The sequence below is a fragment of the Caulobacter sp. CCG-8 genome, from assembly GCF_037402475.1.
Classification (GTDB): Bacteria; Pseudomonadota; Alphaproteobacteria; order Caulobacterales; family Caulobacteraceae; genus Caulobacter.
This window is the reverse complement of sequence record NZ_JBBEUD010000005.1, coordinates 206079-225606: the sequence shown is the minus strand read 5'-3', so window position 1 is coordinate 225606 and position 19528 is coordinate 206079. Positions and strand designations below refer to the sequence as shown.

The window sequence follows — 19528 nt, the reverse complement described above, 5'->3', positions numbered from 1 at the left end:
CCATGCAATCCCCGCTGTCATCGGTCCACCGATGGGTCTGGCGCGACGCCCGGCGGCGCGCCAACAATCTCCTGCGCTTCGCGGAGGTGGAGGCGGACGGGGGACGCGACCTGGTCCGGGCCGCCGAGCAGACGAAAGACCCCCTCCTCCGCCGCCTGTTCCTGGTCCACGCCCTGGACGAGCAGCGCCACGCCGGCCTGTTCCGCCAGCGCGGCCTGGCGCTCCTGTCCGGCCTTCCTCGTGGGGCGGACGGCCCCGCCAACACCGATTGGCTGGCCCCGGGCGAGCGCGGCCTGGACGACCTGCGGGTCGAGCAGGAAGCCGACGGCGCGCTGCTGGCCTTCCTGCACCTGTCCGAAAAGGCCGCCGCCCGCGACTTCACGCACTACATCGCCGTGCTCGACGGCGATCCGCCGACCCGCGAGGTCTTCGAGAAGGTGTGCCACGACGAGGCGTTCCACATGAATTACACCCACGCCCAGCTGCTGCGCGTCGCGCCGAAGGACCACGGACGCCTGCTGTGGATGGCCCGCCTGCGCCGCCTGTGGTCGCTGTACCTGCGGTTCGCCGGCGCCCTGGCCTCGGTGATCGGCACGGTGGTGCTGACCCTGCAGTACTTCGTGCTGCTGCCGCCCTTCGCCCTGATGGCCCGCCGCGCCCAGCGCCGCGAGCCCGAGGGCTGGAGCCCGATCGCCGCCGAGCGCAACGGCGCGGCCCTGAAGCGGCAATACTGATGAAGATTCTCGGCGTCTCGGCCCACTATCACGACGCCGCCGCGGCCCTGGTGGTGGACGGCCTGCCGGTCGGCGCCGTGCAGCAGGAGCGCCTGTCGCGCCGCAAGAACGACGCGGCCTTCCCGCTGGAGGCCATCGAGTGGTGCCTGGACAGCGCCGGCCTCGAGCCCGAGGACCTGGACGCCGTGGTCTTCTACGAGCGGCCGATGCTGAAGTTCGACCGCATCCTGGTCAGCGCCCTGCGCGCCTTCCCCCACGGCCGGGGCGCCTTCGCCCACGCCATGAAGAACAGCCTGGGCGAGAAGGCCTGGGTACGCGGCCTGATCACCGCCCAGCTGGGCGTGGGCCGCGACAAGGTGCTGTTCACCGAGCACCACCAGTCGCACGCCGCCGCGGCCTTCCTGACCGCCCCCACCCGCCATGCGGCGATCATGACCACCGACGGGGTCGGCGAATGGGCCACCCTGACCGTCGGGCGGGGCCAGCGGACGCCGGGCGGCCCGACCAGCCTCGTCCTCGACCGCGAGGTGCGGTTCCCCCACTCGCTGGGCATGCTGTACTCGACCTTCACCGCCTATCTCGGCTTCGCGGTCAACGAGGGCGAGTACAAGGTCATGGGCCTGGCCGCCTACGGCCGGCCGACCATGGCCGACCAGGTCCGCAAGGTCATCCGCCGCACCGGCGACGGGGCCTTCGCCCTGGACCTGGACTATTTCGCCTTCCACACGACGGTCGCCCGCTCGTATTCGAAGCGCTTCGTCGACCTCTTCGGCCCGCCCCGCCAGGCCTACGAGCCCATCGACCTGGCCACGCCCGAGGGCCGCCGCTTCGCCGACGTCGCCGCCAGCGTCCAGGCGGTGCTGGAGGAGATCCTGGTCGACATGACCCGCCGCCTCCACGCCGACACCGGCCTGCCCGACCTGTGCCTGGGCGGCGGGGTGGCGCTGAACGGCGTGGCCAACGCCCGCATCCTGGCCGAGAGCGGCTTTGAGCGGCTGTTCGTGCCGCCCGCCCCCGGCGACGCCGGCTCGGCCCTGGGCGCGGCGCTCTACGCCGACCGCATCCACTTCGGCAATCCCGACCGCGACATGCCCGACCACCCGTTCTGGGGTCCCGCCATCGACGACGGCGAGCTGGCCCGCCTGGCCGGCGAGGACGGCCTGCCGGTCGCCGACCTGGACGAGGCGGCCCTGATCGAGCAGACCGCCGACGACCTCTTCGCCGGCCGCGTGGTCGGCTGGATGGAGGGCGCGCTCGAATTCGGCCCCCGGGCCCTGGGCCACCGCAGCATCCTGACCGCGCCGCACGACGTGGCCATGCGTGACCGGCTGAACCGCGACATCAAGTACCGCGAGGAGTTCCGCCCCTTCGCCCCCGTCGTGCCGATCGAGGCGGCCGACCGCTATTTCGAGCTGCCGCCGGGCGGGGCGCGGCTGGCGCGGTTCATGTCCGGCGTCTTCCCCGTCCGCCCCGAATGGCGCGAGCGGCTGGCGGCGGTCACCCATGTGGACGGCACCGCCCGGGTCCAGACCGTCGAGCGCGACATGGCCCCTCGCCTGCACGCCCTGCTCGAAGCCTATGGCCGCCGTTCGGGCATGCCGGTGCTGCTGAACACCTCGTTCAACCTGGCCGGCGAGCCGATCGTCAACCGGGTGGTCGAGGGCTATTCGACGTTCCGGCGCTGCGGGATCGACGTCCTGGTCGCCGGCCGCGCCCGGATCGTCAAGCGCGCCCTGGCCCAGGCTTCCCCCCAAGAACCGAATGAACCACAGGAGGAACTCGCATGATCCGCCGTCGTGGACGCATCCATCGCCAGATGATCGTGCTGGGCAGCATGGCCGGCTCGACCGCCGACCTCGTCAAGGGCCTCTGGCGTGACCGGTCGGGCCGCCGCTGGCTGGCGCCCCTGGCCGTCTTCCTGTGCCTGACCGGCGCGATCCTGATCCTGGCCGTCACCGTCGAGGCCCTGGCGCCGTTCGTCTACGCGATCTTCTGAGCGTGGCGGACGCGACCGGCGCCGACCTACGGGCCCTGCTGGCCTGCCCGGCCTGCGGCGGCGTCCTGGCGGCCGACTGGACCTGCCGAGGCTGCGGCGCCCGCTACGGCGCGGCGGACGGCGTCGTCGACCTGCGCCTGCCGGGCGACGCCCGCACCGAGGCCGTCCGCGCCTTCTACGGCCACGCCCCCTTCCCCGGCTATCCGCCGCGCGACAGCCTGGACGGCCTGAGGGCCCGGGCCGAGCGCAGCCCGTTCGCCCGCCTGCTGGACCGCGCCATCCCCGGCGACGCCAGGATCGTCGAGGTCGGCTGCGGCACCGGCCAGATGAGCCTGTACCTGGCCCGCGCCGACCGTCTGGTGGTGGGCGCCGACCTGACCCGGGCCTCGCTGGACCTGGGCGCGGCGGCCGCCCGGCGGTTCGGCTCGCGCGACGTCCAGTTCGTCGAGACCGACCTCAACGCCCCGGGCCTGGCCGAGGGGGCGTTCGACGTGGTGGTGAGCCTGGGCGTGCTGCATCACACCCCCGACCCGAGGGCCGCCTTCGCCCGCCTGGTGCGGCTGGCCCGGCCGGACGGCGGCATGATCGTGCTGGGCCTCTACAACGCCGTCGCCAGGCTGCCCCTGCGGCTGAGGCGCGCCGTCGCCCGCCTGACCGGCTTCCGCTGGATTCCCTTCGACCCCGTGCTGCGGTCCCGGGAAGCCGAACCCGACCGCCATGCCGCCTGGCTGCGCGACCAGTACCAGCATCCGGAGGAGCACCGGCACACCCACGGCGAGCTGCTGAAGTGGTTCGCCGAGACCGGCGTCGACTACGTCCGCGCCTATCCCAGCACCCTGATCGGCGACGAGCCCGACGACCTCTTCGAACCGGCGGCCGACAACTGGACGTTCGAAGCCTGGCTCAGCCAGGTGGGCTGGATGAAGACGCTGGGGCCGGAGGGGGGGTTGTTCGTGATGATCGGGCGGCGGACGCCATGAGCGTGCCGCGTACAGCAGCCGGGGACATGCCCTTGGGCGTGTCCCCAGGTCTTGGCTTAGTGCGAGCTGATGGGGACACGCGCGAGCGCATGTCCCCGGCCGGGAAACCCGGCGGGTGATGGGAAGGGTGCGAAGCGCCCGGGCCTCGCCCGGATGATTTGCAGTTTTGAGTACCGTTTCGACGAAGTCTGAGCGCTTCGCGTGGAGCCGTTATCCGGAAGCCTTCGGATCGCGGATTTTTAACCCGCTCCGAGAGAGGCCCCCGACGGGCGAGGTGCTGGCCGCACCCCGGACCGCCTGGGCGATTTCAGCCCAGGCCTGGCGGCTTCTCCGTCTCCCCGAGCGCCGGAGCTTCGTCGCGGCTAAGGCGAACCTGCTCCAACTCCAACCCAAGGCGTCCTTGTGGGACACGACGGACAAAGCCTTCCCGCTCGTCCACCCCCGAAAACCGTTCGGTCGCCGGCCGGACGCCCTTCCCATGCCTTCAGGTGACATCAGGATACGGGCGCCTGGAAGGGTGAGGATAAGTTCGGTCGAAAAAGTTCAGGGCGTTGAAAACGCTGAAGTCTGTTCGCTATCCGCCGAGCGTAGACGCCGTTCCCTCCCCCTCGTGGGTCGGGTGGGGCCTGCTGACTCAGCCGCGCCGACCTTGAATCTTCACACGCTGGAAAATTGGTAGGCCTGGAGGGACTCGAACCCCCAACCAGACCGTTATGAGCGGTCGGCTCTAACCATTGAGCTACAGGCCCCCAAGACCGTCGGGCGGCGCGACGCTCGGCCCCTTCGGGAGGACGGGTCGATTAGCATGGGCTGCACGCGGCTTAAAGGTCCGGTTCAGGTTGAGCCTGTCAGGAGTGGGGCGTCCGTCGTCGGCCGCGCTTGCCGGGGTCGGCGGACGGGATGCTAGGGTCGCGGCGCCGCAGCCGCATGGAGAACGACGACTATGACCGCCCTCACCGCCCGCACGGCCTCGATCGCCCTGGCCGGCGCCCTGCTGACCTCCGCCGCCGCGGCCCTGCCCGCCTCTGCTCAAGGTCTTGGCGCCGACAGCGCCGACGCGGCGTTCCGCGCCACGACGCTGAACCTGTCGGCCCAGGGCGAGACCAAGGTCACGCCCGACCTGGCGACCATCACCCTGGGCGTCCAGACCGACGGCGCGACCGCCGCCGGGGCCATGAGCGCCAACGCCGTCCAGATGAACAAGGTGATCGCCGCCCTGAAGAAGGCCGGGATCGCCGACCGCGACATCCAGACCTCCAATCTCAGCGTCAATCCGCAGTACGTCTATGTGGAGAACAATCCGCCGAAGCTCAGCGGCTATCAGGCCAGCAACCAGGTGACCATCCAGGTGCGCGACCTGACCAAGCTGGGCCAGACCGTCGACGCCACGGTCGGCGCCGGGGCCACCAATGTGGGCGGGATCAGCTTCGGCCTGCAGAACCCGCAGGCGGCCGAGGACGCGGCGCGGCTGGACGCGGTCAAGGCCCTGCAGGCCAAGGCCGACCTCTACGCCCGGGCCACCGGCTACAAGATCGTCCGCCTGGTCAGCCTGGGCGAAGGCGGCGGCTACACGCCCGCCCCGCCCCCGATGCCGATGTATGCCATGGCCCGCATGGACAAGGCCGAGGTCAGCCCGGTCTCGGCCGGCGAGCTGAAGGTGCAGGTCAGCGTCTCGGCGACGTACGAACTGGCGAAGTAAGGCCTAGGGGGCGAACACTTGCCCCCTACGGACCGCTCGCGGTCGTCTTCCCCCATAGGGGGAAGAGCCTCGCGCGATAGGCTCCGCCCCCTATGGGGGCGGACAGACCGCGAAGCGGTCAGGTGGGGGCAAGTGGGTGAGCCGCTCGAGCTACAGCCCCGCCTTGGCGAAGGCCTCTTCGACCCGCTCCTGCACCTCGCGGCCCGGCAGGGCGCGTTCGCCTTCCATGACGGCGACGTACGACAGGCCGTGGTCCGGCTTGCCCGCGCCGACCGGCACGGGGCCCATGGCCCAGCCGACGGTGTTGACGCCGGGGCCCGAGGGGCAGCTGGCGAAGCGGGCGGGCTTGCCGACCGCGCCTTCCAGCACGGTCTGGGCCGTGGTGGTGGTCCCGCCGCAGGTGGGCAGGTTGCGGGCGCAGGTGATGTAGCCGCCGCCGGTCCAGACCACCTTGCCGGCCTTGTTCGCCAACAGCACGCAGGTGTTGGGACCGCCGATGGCGCGGCCGATGGCTTCCGACAGCCGCTGCTCGTCGACGCCGCCGGGCAGCTTCGGGGAGCAGGCGGCGAGCAGGAGCCCCGCCGCGATGAGGACCCCAAAGGCCTTGGCGGGCGTCTTCATGCTCAGGCGACCTTCTTGATGCGGTTGCCGTCTTCCAGCAGCACCACGGTGGGGGCGTAATTTCGAGCTTCTTCCGCTGGCATCTGGCAGTAGGTGACGACGATCACCGTGTCGTTCTTCTGGACCAGGCGGGCGGCCGCGCCGTTGACGCCGATGACCTTGGAGCCGCGCGGCGCCTCGATGGCGTAGGTGGTGAAGCGGGCGCCGGTGGTGATGTTCAGCACGTCGACCTGCTCGTTGGGCAGGATGCCCGAGGCGTCCAGCAGGTCGCGATCGATGGCGATCGAGCCTTCGTAGTCGAGGTCGGCCTGAGTGACGGTGGCCCGGTGAAGCTTGGCCTTCATCATCGTCAGCAGCATGGCGGAATAACCCTATCCATTTGATATATTATGGGATTTTCCGGGCCGCCACACACATGACCCGTGATCAGTCCGGCCATATAGACAGGAAGCGGCCCGCATTCAATCGCTCCCCGGCGTCAGGCGGGCCGGCGCCCTTCGCCGAACAAAGGTTAACAGCGACGCTTGGGCGTCGTATGGTCGAGATAACGGCGTGATGCGAGGGGGCTCTCATGCGACTGGTGACAGGCTTGGTGCTGGGCGGGATCGTGGCCGCCGGCGCGTTGGGGGCGGCGCTGTCCCAGACGCGGATCGACCCGGCGACCGGGGCGCAGGTTCCGGGCGCGGCGGCTCCGACCGCGGCCCCGGCGGCGACACGGCCCGGCATCGCCGTCCTGAACCGCGCCCCGCCGCGCGGTGGCCAGGTCGACTGGAAGGCCGCGATCGGCGGCCTGCGCCAGAGCGGCGGCGGCAATCCCGCGCCCAACCTCAACCAGGCCGCCGTCGACATGACCCGCGTGCCGATCCTGCTGCCCACCGACGGCGACCTGACGGCCGGGGCGCGGATCTATTCGTTCGGCGACTACTACACGATCACCGCCGACGCCCCCGGTGCGGGCGTCTCGCTGACCGGCACGACCGCCGTGGTCCCCCTGCCCGCCGCGACGCCGCTGAAGGTCACGCCGATGGGTCCGGAAGGCGCCATCTCGCAGCGCACGGTGGACGGCCAGCTGATCAGCTTCGTCCGCTACGGCGTGCTCTACACGGTCGAGGTGCGGTGCGACGCGCCCACCGACCCCCGCTGCGCCGACGACAACTACGCCCGCGGCCTGGCCGCCAAGACCACCGCCGTGGTGATGGGCGCGGCCGCCCGCGCCGCCGCCGGCCTGGGGGGCTGAAGACCATGCGCAAGCTGCTCCTGCTGTCCCCGCTGGTCCTGGCCCTTTCCTTGGGGGCCCTGGCCTTGGGCGCCTGCGACGACACCAAGCCCGCCGCGCCGGGCTCGACCGGCGGCGAGGTCAAGACGCCCGCCTCGCCCGAGCCCGGCCCGCCCACGCCCGAGGACCAGCCGTCCGACGGCGGGGCCGAGCAGCCGTCCAGCGAGCCGATCCCGCCCGCGCCCGGTCCCCCGGCCCAGCCGCCGACACCGCCGGCCCCCTCGCCCGCGACCTTCAACCACGACGCCCCGGGCGTGATCCCGACCGGCCAGGGTCACGGCTATCTGGACCGCACGGTGTGGTCGCCCAACATGTGCTGGCCGCTGCAGGACGACGCCTTCGCCAATTCCCAGGTCTACGGCCATGGCGGCGGCATGGGTCCGGCCGGCACCAGCCAGTGCGACGCGGTCAACTACAGCCTGCCCTGGCATGACACCTTCTGCGAGGCCCGCGCGCGCGACAATCCACTGTGCGCCGGCGGCGGCACGGGCCACCAGGGCCAGGACATCCGCCCGGCCGCCTGCAAGAAGAACCAGTACTGGGCGGTGGCGGCCGAGAAGGGCGTGATCACCGACATCGGCAGCTACACGGTCACCCTGACCTCGTCGGCCGCCCCGCACCGGGTCTATCGCTACCTGCACATGCAGATGGCGGCCCTGGCTGTGCACGAGGGCGACACGGTGGTGGCCGGCCAGAAGCTGGGCAAGGTCAGCAACGACTTCGGCGGCACGCCCACCACCATCCACCTGCACTTCGAGCTGCGGGCCGGGGTGGCGGGCACGACCACCGACGGCAAGGCCGTGGTGCTGCACACCTTCCTGCCGCCGTACATGAGCCTGGCCGAGGCCTATCAGCGCAAGCTGAACGGGGGGAGTTGCTCCTAGCCGGCAATTCCGGCGAACAGGATCAGGTTGCCGTCCGGGTCGCGCACGATGAAGGTGCGCGCGCCCCAGGGCTCGGTCCGCAAGGTCTGGTGGAACGGCGCGCCCGCCGCCTGGAAGGCGCGGAACAGCGGCTCGGGGTCGTCCAGCGTCAGGGTGGCCGCCAGGGCGTCGGGCTCGCGTTCGCGGAAGCCGGCGTCGAACACCGGCCCCTCGACCCCGCGCAGGTTCAGCCGGGCCCCGCCCCGGACGACCTGGGCGTAGAACGGCGGATCGCCGTGCGAGAAGGCCAGGTCGAACCCCAGGACCTCGACATAGAACCGGCAGGCCGCGTCCAGATCGGCGACGAACAATTGGGGCTCGGCGGCGGTGATCACGGTCATGGCCTCTCTCCTGTCCACGCCTTCAGGAACCCTATCATCTCGGCCAGCACCGGCGCCTTGCGCCTGAACGGCCGCGACAGGGCCAGCATCGGGCCGGCGTGGGCCAGTCCGGCGTAGCAGCGCTCCTCGACGGCCACCCCGGCCTCGCGCAGGGCGGCGGCCAGGCGGCGGGTGTTGCGCGGGCGGACCAGGGTGTCGTCCTCGCCGGTCGCCAGGAAGGCCGGCGGACTGTCGGGACGGACGTGGGAGCCGGGCTGGGTGGCCGCCAGGTCCCCGGCGCCGCCGAAGGTCCGCTGGGTGACGGGCTTGTCCAGCGGCAGGAAGGCGTAGGGCCCCGACAGGCCCGCGAAGGCCCGCACCGCCTTGGGCTCGACGCCCGCCGCCGTCAGGTAGCGGTCGTCCAGGGCCAGCATGGCGGCGTTGTAAGCCCCGGCCGAGTGACCGGCCAGCACGATGCGGTCGGGGTCGCCGCCCAGGGCGCGGGCGTGGTCGACGGCCCAGCGCACGGCCAGGGCGCCGTCCTCCAGGAAGCCCGGATAGGTCGCCTCCGGATGCAGGCGGTAGTCCGGGACCAGGGTCAGGAAGCCCTGGGCCGCCAGGGCCCGCCCAGCCCAGCCGTAGTCCCGCCGGTTCCCCGCGTCCCACGAGCCGCCGTAGAAGAACACCAGCACCGGCCACGGCCCGTCGCCCCGCGCCGGGGCGTAGGCGTCCAGCTTCAGGCGCGGAAGCGGGCCGAAGGCGGCGTCGGCGGCGACGCGCCGGGCCGGGTCCTTCGGGATCACCGCGCCGAACAGGGCGACCGGCGCGAGGTTCTTGCGGGCCCAGGCGGCCAGGGCGGCCTGACGTCCCATCGATCCGACCATCCGCGCCCTCCCGGGGTGGCCTACAGCTTGTACCCGCCGGCCAGGATCTTGGCGTGCACCGCCTTGGTCAGCTTGATGTAGCCCTTGCTGGGATCGCGGAAGTACAGCGGATCCTTGGTGTTGGCCGGGTCGAAGCCGTCCTTGACCAGGTCGATCTTGCGGTACTTGAAGGTGCCGGTCGTCTCGATCTCGGGCTGCAGGCGCACGAAGATCGGCCGGGCGTAGACGGGCAGCTCGCGGTCGACATATTCGGCCAGGGCCGCGATCTCGAACTCGGGGCCCACGACCAGGGCCGCCATGCCCGCCTTGCCGTCCAGGTCGCCCACCGGCACGCCGTAGACATTGACCTCCTTGACGCCGGCCACGGCCGACAGGCGCTCGGACACCTCGCTGGTGGCGACGTTCTCGCCCTTCCAGCGGAAGGTGTCGCCGATGCGGTCGACGAAATAGAGGTAGCCGTCGCTGTCGCTGCGCATCAGGTCGCCGGTGCGGAACCAGGCGTCGCCCCTGTCGAAGACGTCGTGCAGGATCTTCTTCTCGGTGGCGGCCTTGTCGGCGTAACCGGTGAAGTTGCTGCGGGCGTCGCTGGCGATGTGGCCGATGCACTCGCCGATCTCGCCCGGCGCGGCCTCGATGCAGCAGCCGTTGGGTCCGCGCACCGGGGTCTCGGTCTCGACGTCGAACTTGACGATGCGGATGTTGAACTTCTTGCGCAGATAGCCCGGGATGCGGCCGATGGCCCCGCGCCGGCCATCGAAGTTGAACAGCGAGACGTTGCCTTCGGTCGCGCCGTAGAACTCCAGCACGCCGCCGACCTTGAAGCGGTCCAGCATCACGTCCCAGACGTCCGGACGCAGGCCGTTGCCGAAGATCAGCCGGATCTTGTGGGCGTGCTCGTTGGGCGTCTCGGGATGGTTGGCCAGATAGCGGCACAGTTCGCCGATATAGACGAACATGGTGCAGTTGTTGGCGACCACGTCGTCCCAGAAGGCGGTGGCCGAGAACTTCTTGCGCAGCACCACCGCCCCGCCGTTCAGCAGGGCCGCGCCCATGGCGCAGAGGCCGCCGGTGGCGTGGTACAGCGGCAGGGTGATGTAGATGCGGTCGGTGGCGCGCGCGTCGGTCGAGCCGGCGAAGCCCCGCATGTAGAGCTGCGCCCGCATGTGGGTGATGCGCGCGGCCTTGGGCATGCCGGTCGTGCCGCTGGTGAAGATGTAGAGCGCGGTGTCCTTGGCGGTCAGGCCGTTGCGGGCGGTCAGGCGGTCGGGCCGCAGCTGGCTGCAGCTCTTCAGGGCGTTGGCCAGGTCGCGCTGGTCGCCGGTGGCCGGGCCCAGCACCCATTGCTGGACGTGGCGGCCCAGCGAGGCCTTCACCTGCTCGAAGCAGGGCGAGGTCTCGGGATCGACGATGCAGTGCAGGGCCTGGGAGATGTTCAGGCAGTGGGCCAGGGCCGGGCCGGTCAGCTGGTTGTTGATCAGGGCGGTGGCCACCCCGACCTTCGACAGTCCGTACCAGATCGCCAGGTATTCCAGGCGGTTGGGCATGAACAGCGCCACGGTCTGGCCGCGCGTGATCCCCTGCCCCTTGGCCCAGTGGGCGTAGCGGTTGGCGATGGCGTCCAGCTCGGCGTAGGTGACCGACTTGCCCTCGAAGACGATGGCCTGGCTGTCGCGCCACTTGTCGACCGCCGCCTCCAGATCGTCGCAGATCAGGTTCGGGCTTTCCGGCGCGATGGATTTCACGCGTTTGAGCGTGCGCGAGAGTCCCTTCAGGAACTTCAACTCGCGTTTCAACCTGGCCGGCAAACTCATCGACGCACTCCGTTCAAACAACCATTGGAGAGCGCTGAGCGGCGGGTCAAGACATGGCGGCGTCCAAGAACGCCGGTTGGCGCGTCTAGGCCGACGGCAGGCTGAAGTGCACCTGGCCGCGCATGAAATCCAGGGCCACCGAGTCGAAGGCGTTGAGCACGTCGATTCCGATCAGGATCGCCGGCCGGTCCGAGAGGCCCCAATAGTCGAACGTATGCACCGGGCCGAACACCACCGGCAGGTTGCGCAGATTGACCTTGCCCAGGCTGACGGTCTTCAGGGCGGCCAGCCGGCCGGCCATGGTCTGGCCGGTCAGGCTCTGCAGCTCGATGTCCGCCCACTCGCTGCTGACCGCCCGCCGGCGCACCGCCTGGCGCATCAGCGCCATGTTGCCGACCGTGGTCGTCGAGCCGGTGTCGAGGAAGGCCAGGGTCAGGGCGCCGGACACCGAGGCCTCGATCAGGTGCAGGCCGCTGCGCGTGGCCCGGATCGGCACCGACACCGTCGATTCGTCGGTGCGCGGCGCGACGGGACCCAGCCGCATCTCCTCGCGGGCGAAGTCCAGCACCAGCCCCTGGGCGCCCAGCCAGTCCAGCCCCAATATGCCCGGCGCCTGGATGAAGCGGCCCGGCAGCACCGAAAGGGTCAGCCCCTTGCGGACCCGGCGCCCCACGGCGATGGAAGCCGCGGTCACGGTCGATACGCGCTCGGTCCCCGCTATGCCGTGCAGATTGACGGGCTCGCCGGCCGGCAGGCCCAGCATGGCCGCCAGCTCTCCGGAGATCACCGAAGCGTTGGCCCCGGTGTCGATCAGGAAGGGATAGGGACCCAGGTCGTTGATCCGGACCTGCACCGTCAGGCGACGTACATAGCCCAGCGGCGTGGTCTTGTCCGCCTGCGGAGGATCGGGAAGCGAACGCGCCAGGACCGGCGACGCGGTCAGGGCGAGCAGGCCGGCCAAGGCGCGCCGGCGAATGATGGGACTGTCCACGGGACCAGCCTCCTTCCAGGAGAAGGAGGCTATACCCGTGGCGAGGTCTCCACCAGCGTTTCGAAAACCGCCGTTATCCCGCGGCGAGGCGGCGCTGGTCGTCGCGGGCGGACTTCAGCTTCTCGGCCACAAGGAACGCCAGCTCCAGGGCCTGCTCGCCGTTCAGCCGCGGGTCGCAGTGGGTGTGGTAGCGGTCGGCGAGATCGCCTTCCGACACCGCCCGCGCGCCGCCCAGGCATTCGGTGACGTTCTGGCCGGTCATCTCCAAGTGCACGCCGCCGGGGTGGACGCCCTCGGCGTTGGCGATCTCGACGAACGACTTCACCTCCGAGAGGATGCGGTCGAACGGCCGGGTCTTGTAGCCGGTCGAGGCCTTCAGCGTGTTGCCGTGCATCGGGTCGGTGGCCCAGACCACCGAACGGCCGGCGCTCTTGGTGGCCTTCATCAGGCGCGGCAGGCGGTCGGCGATCTTGTCCGAGCCGAAACGGCCGTACAGGGTCAGGCGGCCCGGCTCGTTGTTCGGGTTCAGCACGTCGATCAGGCGCAGCAGGTCGTCGCCTTCCATCGTGGGGCCGCACTTCAGGCCGATCGGGTTCTTCACGCCGCGCATGAACTCGATGTGGGCGCCGTCCAGCTGGCGGGTGCGCTCGCCGATCCACAGCAGGTGGGCGCTGGTGTCGTACCAGTCGCCCGAAGTGCTATCGACGCGGGTCATGGCTTCCTCGAAGCCCAGCAGCAGGGCCTCGTGGCTGGTGAAGAACTCCACCCGGCGCAGGTCCGGCTGGGTCTCGGGCGTGACGCCGACCGCCGACATGAAGGTCAGCGCCTCGGAGATCTTCTCCGACAGCTCGCGGTAGCGCGCGCCCTGCGGGCTGTCGCCCACGAAGCCCAGGGTCCAGCGGTGGATGTTGTAGAGGTCGGCGTAACCGCCGCTGGCGAAGGCCCGCAACAGGTTCAGGGTCGCGGCCGACTGGCCGTAGGCGCGCAGCAAGCGATCCGGATCGGGCACGCGATCCTGGGCCGTGAACTCCATGCCGTTGATGTTGTCGCCCCGGTAGGACGGCAGGGTGACGTCACCGATCGTCTCGATCGGCTCCGAGCGCGGCTTGGCGAACTGGCCGGCGATGCGGCCCACCTTCACCACCGGCTTGCCGCCGGCGAAGGTCAGCACCACCGCCATCTGCAGGATCAGGCGGAAGGTGTCGCGGATGTTGTCCGCGTGGAATTCCTTGAAGCTCTCGGCGCAGTCGCCGCCCTGCAGCAGGAAGGCGCGGCCCTCGGCCACGTCGCCCAGCAGGGTCTTCAGGCGGCGCGCCTCGCCGGCGAAGACCAGCGGCGGCATCTGGCGAAGGGTCTGCTCGACGCGCTCGACCGCACCCGCGTCGGGGTAGTCGGTCGGGACGTGTTTCGCGGGCATGCCTCTCCACGACGACGGGGTCCAGCGGCTGGTCATAACGGTCTCGAACTTCTCAAAAGGGAGCGGCTTTTACCTTAGGCGCCGCTGAAAGGCAAAATCGTTGCGATGCGGGATGGAAAATCACCCTTGCTGGGCAATTTCATCCAAATCCGTCCATTCGGACCGGGGCACCGCGCGGGCCAGGCGGCAGGCGATCAGCGTCAAGGCGCCCAGGGCCAGCCACCACTCCTGCCAGACCCCGAAGCTCAGGCCGCCGATCACCAGGTAGCTGACCAGGGCGCCGGCGGCCATCGCGGCCTCGGCCCGCGACCGCTCGCTGAGCCGCACGACGCCGTAGGCCAGCCAGCAGAAGAACACGCCCGCCAGCGCCGCCCCGATCGCCCCCAGTTCCAGCCACAGCTGGAGCTGGGCGTTGTGGGTGTGCAACGGGATGCCCGGCCCGAAGGTCCGGCTCGCGTCCAGCCCCCAGCCCCGGAAGGGGTGGCTCTGGATGTGGTCGGCCGCGAAGGTCCAGATGTTCAGGCGCATGTCCCACGAGGCCGGCACCATCCTGTGCAGCCAGGCGACGAAGCCCGTCTCGACCGCGATCAGCACCGCCAGGGGGGCCAGCACGAAGGGGGCCGCGACCAGTCCCACCAGCACCTTGGCCCCGTTCCGTCCGGCCAGGTAGACCATCGCCCAGATCGCCCCGCCCGCGGCCAGGGCCACGAGGCAGGCGTCCGAACTGCAGACCTTGGAGGTGACGACGGTCGCCAGCACCAGCAGCCCGATCAGGCCGCGACGCGACAGGCGCGACAGGATCAGCGCCGCCGGCCAGAACAGCAGCGCCAGGATGTAGGTCGACAGCGAGACCTTGACCATCGCCAGGTCCGGCCGGATCGCCTCGCCGGTCGCCAGGTGCAGTTTCTGGTAGATCGTCGCGCCGCTCAGCGAATCCAGCGCCGCCACGACGGACAGCGCCACCACGCCGTAGGCCAGCACCGTCGCCGCCCGCCGCGCGCCGGCGTCCGAGAGGCCGCGCAGTCCCACCACGGCCGCGCCGTAGGTCGCGACCTGCAGGAACAGCTTCATGGCCGTCAGGGTCTCGAGGTCGTCGTAGCCCTTGAGTTTCGACACGTCGATCGCCGCCGGGCTCCAGCTCAGGCTGATCGCCGCCCACACGGCCATGGCCACCAGGATCAGCAGCGGCGGCGCGGCGGCCCGGGTCAGGCGAAGGCCCGGCAGGACCAGCAGGCCGGTCAGGGCCAGCAGCGGCGCGAACCCCAGCGGCGCGATATAGGCCAGCAGCGGCGTCATCACCGCCACGAACACCGCCACGCCGCTCAGCCAGGGCGTGCGCCGGTCCGAGCCGTCCGACGGAGCGTCCCCAAGGCGGTTCGACGCGAGCGAGGGGATCGCGATCATACGGTCCCCATCTCGGACGGCATGTACTTCTCGCGCATCGTCACCAGTTCCTCGGCCAGGGTCGGGTGCACCGCGCAGGTGGAATCCCACTGCTGCTTGGTCACGCCCATCTTCACGGCGATGGCGGCCATCTGGATGATCTCGGGCGAGTCCGGGCCGACCACGTGCACCCCGACGACGCGCTGGTCGTCCTGCCTGACCACCAGCTTCATCAGGCAGCGGTCCTGGCCGCCGTAGAAGGTGACCTTCATCGGACGGAACACGGCGCGGTAGATGTCGACCTTGCCGAAGGCCTGGCGGGCCTCGGCCTCGCTCATCCCCACGGCGCCGACCGGCGGCTGCGAGAACACCGCCGAGGCCACCATCTCGTGGTCGAAGCTGGTGGGGTTGTCGTAGAATTCGGTCTGGGCGAAGGCCGCGCCCTCGCGGATGGCCACCGGCGTCAGGTTGATGCGGTCGGTGACGTCGCCCACCGCCCAGATGTTGTCGGCGGTCGTGCGGGACTGTTCGTCGACGACGATCGCGCCCCGTTCGTTGAGCTGGACCCCGACGTTCTCCAGGCCCAGGCCCGCCACATAGGGATCGCGGCCGGTCGCGAACATCACCAGGTCGGTCTCGAAGGTCAGCTCGTTGTTGAAGGTGCTGACCAGACCGGCGTCGGTCTTCTCCAGCTTCTCGTGCGAGCAGCCCAGCACCACCTTGATCCCGCGCTTCTCGAGTTCCTCGGCCAGGTGCGAGCGCACGTCGTCGTCGAAGCCGCGCAGGATGTTGGCGCCGCGGTAGCAGAGCGTGGTCTCCACGCCCAGGCCGCTGAAGATGCTGGCGAACTCGACGGCGATATAGCCGCCGCCCACCACCATCACCCGCTTGGGCAGTTCCGGCAGGTGGAAGGCCTCGTCCGAGGTGATGCCCAGCTCCGCGCCCGGGAAGTCCGGCTTCCACGGCCGGCCGCCGGTGGCGATCAGGATCTTGCGGGCGGTGTAGCGGCCGGCGTCCTTGCTGCCCTGCTTGGGCAGGACCTCGACCGTGTGCTTGTCGACGATCTGGGCGCGGCCGTGCAGCAGGTGGGCCCCGGCCTTCTGCAGGTTGGTGACGTAGATGCCCGACAGGCGGGCGATCTCGACGTCCTTGTCGTGCAGGAAGCCCTTCCAGTCGAAGCTGGCCTCGCCGATCGTCCAGCCGTAGCCCTTAGCCGTCTTCAGCTGGGCCTTCACCTCGCTGGCGTAGACCATGAACTTCTTGGGCACGCAGCCGCGGATCACGCAGGTGCCGCCCACGCGGTATTCCTCGGCCACGGCCACCTTGGCGCCGCTCATGGCGGCCAGGCGCGCGGCGCGCACGCCGCCGGAGCCGGCGCCGATGACGAAGAGGTCGAAGTCGTACTCAGCCATCGCGGCGCTCCGGAATCACTTGAGGCGGGCTCGGCTCGGCCATGAGCCCGAAAGAGGGCGGATATGGGTCTAGGGGACCAGCTTGACCACCCCCTGGTCGGTTCCCAGCAGCGCTTCGTCGGCCAGGTCCAGGAACAGGCCGTGGTCGACGACGCCGGTCACGGTCTTCAGGGCGGCGGCCAGGGCGGCCGGTTCGGCGATCACGCCGGACGGCAGGTCGTAGATCACGTTGCCGCCGTCGGTGACCACCACGCCCCGCTCGGCCATGCGCAGGCGCGGCGGCAGGAGGTCGAACTCGGCGGCGATGTCGGCCAGGCGATGGCCGGTGTGGACGTGTCCGAAGCGCACCACCTCGATCGGCAGCGGGAACTTGCCCAGGTGGTCGACCTTCTTGGCGGCGTCGGCGATGACCACGCAGCGCTTGGACGCCTCCCAGACCAGCTTCTCGCGCAGCAGGGCCGCGCCGCCGCCCTTGATCAGCGACAGGCCGGGCCCGACCTCGTCGGCGCCGTCCACGGTCAGGTCGATGGACTTCACGTCGTCCAGGGCCGTCAGCGGGATGCCCAGGTCGCGGGCCAGGTTGGCGGTGGCCTCGGAGGTCGGCACGCCCCGGATGTCCAGCTTGCGCGCGGCCAGGGCCTTGACGAACCAGGCGGCCGTCGAGCCGGTGCCCAGGCCCACCACCATGCCAGGTTCGACCAGCTGGGCCGCGGCCTCGCCCGAAATCCGCTTCTGATCGTCGGCGCTCATTTGCTGTCCTTCTTCGCCTGCTTCTTGGCTTTTTGGGCGGCCTTCATGTCCCGGAACTTGGTCGCCCAGCCCGGCTTGTCGCTTTGCGGCGCGCGGCTCAGGGCCAGCGCCCCGTCCTCGACGTCCCTGGTGATGACCGAGCCCGAGCCGGTCATCGCCCCGTCGCCCACCCGCACCGGCGCCACCAGGGCGCTGTTTGAGCCGATGAAGGCGCCGGCCCCGACATGGGTCTCGAACTTGTCGAAGCCGTCGTAGTTACAGAAGATCGTGCCGGCCCCGATATTGGCTTTTGGGCCAATCGAGCCGTCGCCCAGATAGGACAGGTGGTTGGCCTTGGCGCCGGCCCCGACCTTGACCTTCTTGACCTCGACGAAGTTGCCGATGTGGGCGTCCGGACCGATCTCGGCCCCCGGACGCAGGCGGGCGTAGGGACCGATCAGGGCCCCCTCGCCGACGGCCGCGCCCTCCAGGTGGCTGAAGGCCTTGATCACCGCGCCCGAGGCGACGCTGACGCCGGGGCCGAAAACCACGAACTGCTCCACCGTGACGCCGGCCGCCAGCTTGGTGTCCCACGACAGATGGACCGTCTCCGGCGCGGGCATGGTCACGCCCTCGACCAGGAAGGCGTTGCGGCGGGCGGCCTGCCAGACGGCCTCGGCGGCGGCCAGCTCGGCCTGGGAATTGACCCCCTGCACCGAGGCCTCCGGCGCGAAGGCGGCGCGGGTCGACAGCGCGCGGTCGTGGGCCAGGCCGACCACGTCGGTCAGGTAGTATTCCTTGTTGGCGTTGTCGTTGCCGACATTGGCCAGCAGGTCGAACAGCACGGCCCGGTCGGCGGCCAGGACGCCGGAATTGCAGTGCTTGACCTGCTTGACGGTGTCGTCGGCGTCCTTGGCCTCGACGATGCGCAGCAGCACGTGGCCGGGGGCCAGGATCAGCCGGCCGTAGGCGCCGGGATGGGCGGCCTCGAAGCCCAGCACCGCCACGTCCGCGCCCTTCGCGCGCAGATCGAACAGGGGCTGGATGACGGGGGCGCTCAGCAGGGGGCAGTCGGCGAAGGTCACCACCACGTCGCCGTCGAAGTCGGCCAGGGCCTCGCGGGCGGCCAGCACGGCGTGGCCGGTGCCTTGCGGCGGGTCCTGCAGGACCGTGGCGGCCTCGCCCAGGCGCTTCCTGGCGTGCTCGCCGACCTGCGGGCTGTGGGCCCCGACCACCACGACGATGCGCTCGCAGTTCAGGGCCTGGGCGGTGTCGATGGCGTGGTCCAGCAGGGTCCGCCCGCCGATCCGGTGCAGGACCTTGGGCGTGGGCGACTTCATCCGCGTGCCCTGGCCGGCGGCCAGGATGACGGCGGCGCGGGGACGCGCCGGTGAAGAAGCGGGGTTGGTCATGGGCGAAGCGACTCCCGAAGCACGGACCAAAGTTGCATTAGCCGCGCGTTTAGCCGAAAGGCCAGAGCCATGCATGCCCAGAACGACATTCTGACGACCGACCTCCTGAACGGCGCGACCATCGCCTTCGACCTCGACGGCACCCTGGTCGACACCGCGCCGGACCTGGTGGCCTCGCTGAACATCATCCTCGGCGAGGAGGGCCTGCCGCCCCTGCCGTTCGACGACGTGCGCAAGATGGTCGGCCGCGGGGCCAAGGCCCTGCTGGAGCGCGGCTTCGCCGCCGCCGGCGCGCCGCTCGACGCCGACCAAGCCCCCAAGCTGGTCGAGCGCTTCATCGCCCTCTATCTGGGTCGCATCGCCCACGAGAGCACGCCCTTCCCCGGCGTGGTCGACACCCTGGTCGCCCTGCGCGCGGCCGGCGCCAAGCTGGCGGTCTGCACCAACAAGCTGACCCACCTGTCGGTGGCCCTGCTCGACGCCCTGGACCTGACCCAGTATTTCGACGCCGTGGTCGGCGCCGACAGCGCCCCGGCCGCCAAGCCCGACCCGCGCCACGTGCTGGCGACGATCGCGGCGGTCGGCGGCGATCCGACCCGCGCCGTGATGGTCGGCGACAGCATCAACGACGCCCTGGCCGCCAAGGCCGCCAAGGTCCCCGCCCTGCTCGTGACGTTCGGCTACACCGAGGCGCCGGTCGAGACCCTGGGCGGAGATCTGTTGATAGACGCCTTCTCCGACGTCTCTTCGGCCTGCATCGCGCTTTTGGCCCCTTGCGCCCCCGAAAACGCCGGGCTATAGGCCCCCTCCTCTCGCGGCGGGGTCTTCACCGACCTCCCCACACGGCGGATGCGTAGCTCAGCGGGAGAGCACCTCGTTCACACCGAGGGGGTCACAGGTTCAATCCCTGTCGCATCCACCATTTCCCCCATCCCAGCCA

Annotated in this window: 19 protein-coding genes and 2 tRNA genes; 9 read left to right on the top strand and 12 right to left on the bottom strand. The window is 70.6% G+C overall.

The genetic code is table 11. From position 1 onward, the window contains the following. Positions 1-2 precede the first annotated feature (2 nt). The 4 genes from WAE60_RS06650 to WAE60_RS06635 are packed head-to-tail and all read left to right on the top strand — an operon-like array spanning position 3 to position 3710. Entirely contained in the window at positions 3-734 is a 732-nt protein-coding gene (locus WAE60_RS06650) for a ferritin-like domain-containing protein (RefSeq protein WP_337685502.1), read from the top strand. Continuing rightward, the gene (locus WAE60_RS06645; protein WP_337685501.1) at positions 734-2521 is read left to right on the top strand and encodes a carbamoyltransferase N-terminal domain-containing protein; all 1788 of its coding nucleotides are present in this window, start codon (positions 734-736) and stop codon (positions 2519-2521) included. The genes WAE60_RS06650 and WAE60_RS06645 overlap by 1 nt, the downstream gene beginning before the upstream one ends. Further along, on the top strand, positions 2518-2730 hold the full coding sequence (locus WAE60_RS06640) for a DUF5989 family protein (protein ID WP_029915373.1): 213 nt from the start codon (positions 2518-2520) through the stop codon (positions 2728-2730). The genes WAE60_RS06645 and WAE60_RS06640 overlap by 4 nt, the downstream gene beginning before the upstream one ends. A gap of 2 nt (positions 2731-2732) precedes the next feature. Then, a complete protein-coding gene (locus tag WAE60_RS06635) occupies positions 2733-3710 on the top strand; it encodes a methyltransferase domain-containing protein (protein WP_337685500.1) in 978 nt (325 codons plus the stop codon). 673 nt (positions 3711-4383) lie between these two features. On the opposite strand, the gene WAE60_RS06630 is transcribed toward WAE60_RS06635, so the two are convergent. Then, a tRNA-Ile gene (locus WAE60_RS06630) sits at positions 4384-4459 on the bottom strand. Between the two features lie 194 nt (positions 4460-4653). On the opposite strand from WAE60_RS06630, the gene WAE60_RS06625 reads away from it, so the two are divergent. Then, a complete protein-coding gene (locus tag WAE60_RS06625; protein ID WP_029915371.1) occupies positions 4654-5409 on the top strand; it encodes an SIMPL domain-containing protein in 756 nt (251 codons plus the stop codon). Positions 5410-5559: 150 nt separating this feature from the next. On the opposite strand, the gene WAE60_RS06620 is transcribed toward WAE60_RS06625, so the two are convergent. After that, positions 5560-6030: a hypothetical protein gene (locus WAE60_RS06620; RefSeq protein ID WP_337685499.1), complete on the bottom strand. Its 471-nt coding sequence runs from the start codon at positions 6028-6030 to the stop codon at positions 5560-5562. Positions 6031-6032: 2 nt separating this feature from the next. After that, entirely contained in the window at positions 6033-6389 is a 357-nt protein-coding gene (panD, locus tag WAE60_RS06615) for an aspartate 1-decarboxylase (RefSeq protein ID WP_337685498.1), read from the bottom strand. A gap of 212 nt (positions 6390-6601) precedes the next feature. On the opposite strand from panD, the gene WAE60_RS06610 reads away from it, so the two are divergent. Continuing rightward, complete coding sequence (locus WAE60_RS06610) at positions 6602-7267, top strand: hypothetical protein (RefSeq protein ID WP_337685497.1); 666 nt, start codon at positions 6602-6604, stop codon at positions 7265-7267. 5 nt (positions 7268-7272) lie between these two features. Continuing rightward, positions 7273-8190, top strand: a complete 918-nt coding sequence (locus WAE60_RS06605) for a M23 family metallopeptidase (protein WP_337685496.1) — start codon at positions 7273-7275, stop codon at positions 8188-8190. Here WAE60_RS06605 and WAE60_RS06600 read toward each other — a convergent pair. From WAE60_RS06600 to glmU, 9 genes are all read right to left on the bottom strand, one after another. Next, the gene (locus WAE60_RS06600; protein ID WP_337685494.1) at positions 8187-8570 is read right to left on the bottom strand and encodes a VOC family protein; all 384 of its coding nucleotides are present in this window, start codon (positions 8568-8570) and stop codon (positions 8187-8189) included. The two genes, WAE60_RS06605 and WAE60_RS06600, sit on opposite strands and share 4 nt — an antisense overlap. Next, positions 8567-9433, bottom strand: a complete 867-nt coding sequence (locus WAE60_RS06595; RefSeq protein WP_337685493.1) for an alpha/beta hydrolase — start codon at positions 9431-9433, stop codon at positions 8567-8569. Before WAE60_RS06595 ends, WAE60_RS06600 begins: the two co-directional genes overlap by 4 nt. 20 nt (positions 9434-9453) lie before the next feature. Then, positions 9454-11244, bottom strand: coding sequence for a long-chain-acyl-CoA synthetase (locus WAE60_RS06590; protein WP_337685491.1), 1791 nt, complete (start codon positions 11242-11244; stop codon positions 9454-9456). A gap of 85 nt (positions 11245-11329) precedes the next feature. Continuing rightward, a complete protein-coding gene (locus tag WAE60_RS06585) occupies positions 11330-12235 on the bottom strand; it encodes an aspartyl protease family protein (RefSeq protein WP_029915357.1) in 906 nt (301 codons plus the stop codon). 73 nt (positions 12236-12308) lie between these two features. Then, positions 12309-13688 carry a 3-deoxy-7-phosphoheptulonate synthase class II gene (locus WAE60_RS06580; protein ID WP_029915355.1) on the bottom strand — a complete coding sequence of 460 codons (1380 nt, stop codon included), beginning with the start codon at positions 13686-13688 and terminating at the stop codon, positions 12309-12311. Positions 13689-13772: 84 nt separating this feature from the next. Next, positions 13773-15056: an O-antigen ligase family protein gene (locus WAE60_RS06575; RefSeq protein ID WP_337685490.1), complete on the bottom strand. Its 1284-nt coding sequence runs from the start codon at positions 15054-15056 to the stop codon at positions 13773-13775. Beyond that, the gene (gene gor, locus WAE60_RS06570) at positions 15053-16447 is read right to left on the bottom strand and encodes a glutathione-disulfide reductase (RefSeq protein WP_337685489.1); all 1395 of its coding nucleotides are present in this window, start codon (positions 16445-16447) and stop codon (positions 15053-15055) included. The genes WAE60_RS06575 and gor overlap by 4 nt, the downstream gene beginning before the upstream one ends. A gap of 69 nt (positions 16448-16516) precedes the next feature. Next, complete coding sequence (gene rpiA / locus WAE60_RS06565; protein WP_029915349.1) at positions 16517-17197, bottom strand: ribose-5-phosphate isomerase RpiA; 681 nt, start codon at positions 17195-17197, stop codon at positions 16517-16519. After that, positions 17194-18588 carry a bifunctional UDP-N-acetylglucosamine diphosphorylase/glucosamine-1-phosphate N-acetyltransferase GlmU gene (gene glmU, locus WAE60_RS06560; RefSeq protein WP_337685488.1) on the bottom strand — a complete coding sequence of 465 codons (1395 nt, stop codon included), beginning with the start codon at positions 18586-18588 and terminating at the stop codon, positions 17194-17196. The genes rpiA and glmU overlap by 4 nt, the downstream gene beginning before the upstream one ends. 69 nt (positions 18589-18657) lie before the next feature. On the opposite strand from glmU, the gene gph reads away from it, so the two are divergent. Both gph and WAE60_RS06550 read left to right on the top strand, forming a co-directional pair. Further along, a complete protein-coding gene (gene gph / locus WAE60_RS06555; protein WP_337685487.1) occupies positions 18658-19389 on the top strand; it encodes a phosphoglycolate phosphatase in 732 nt (243 codons plus the stop codon). 46 nt (positions 19390-19435) lie between these two features. Further along, a tRNA-Val gene (locus WAE60_RS06550) sits at positions 19436-19510 on the top strand. Positions 19511-19528: the final 18 nt, after the last annotated feature.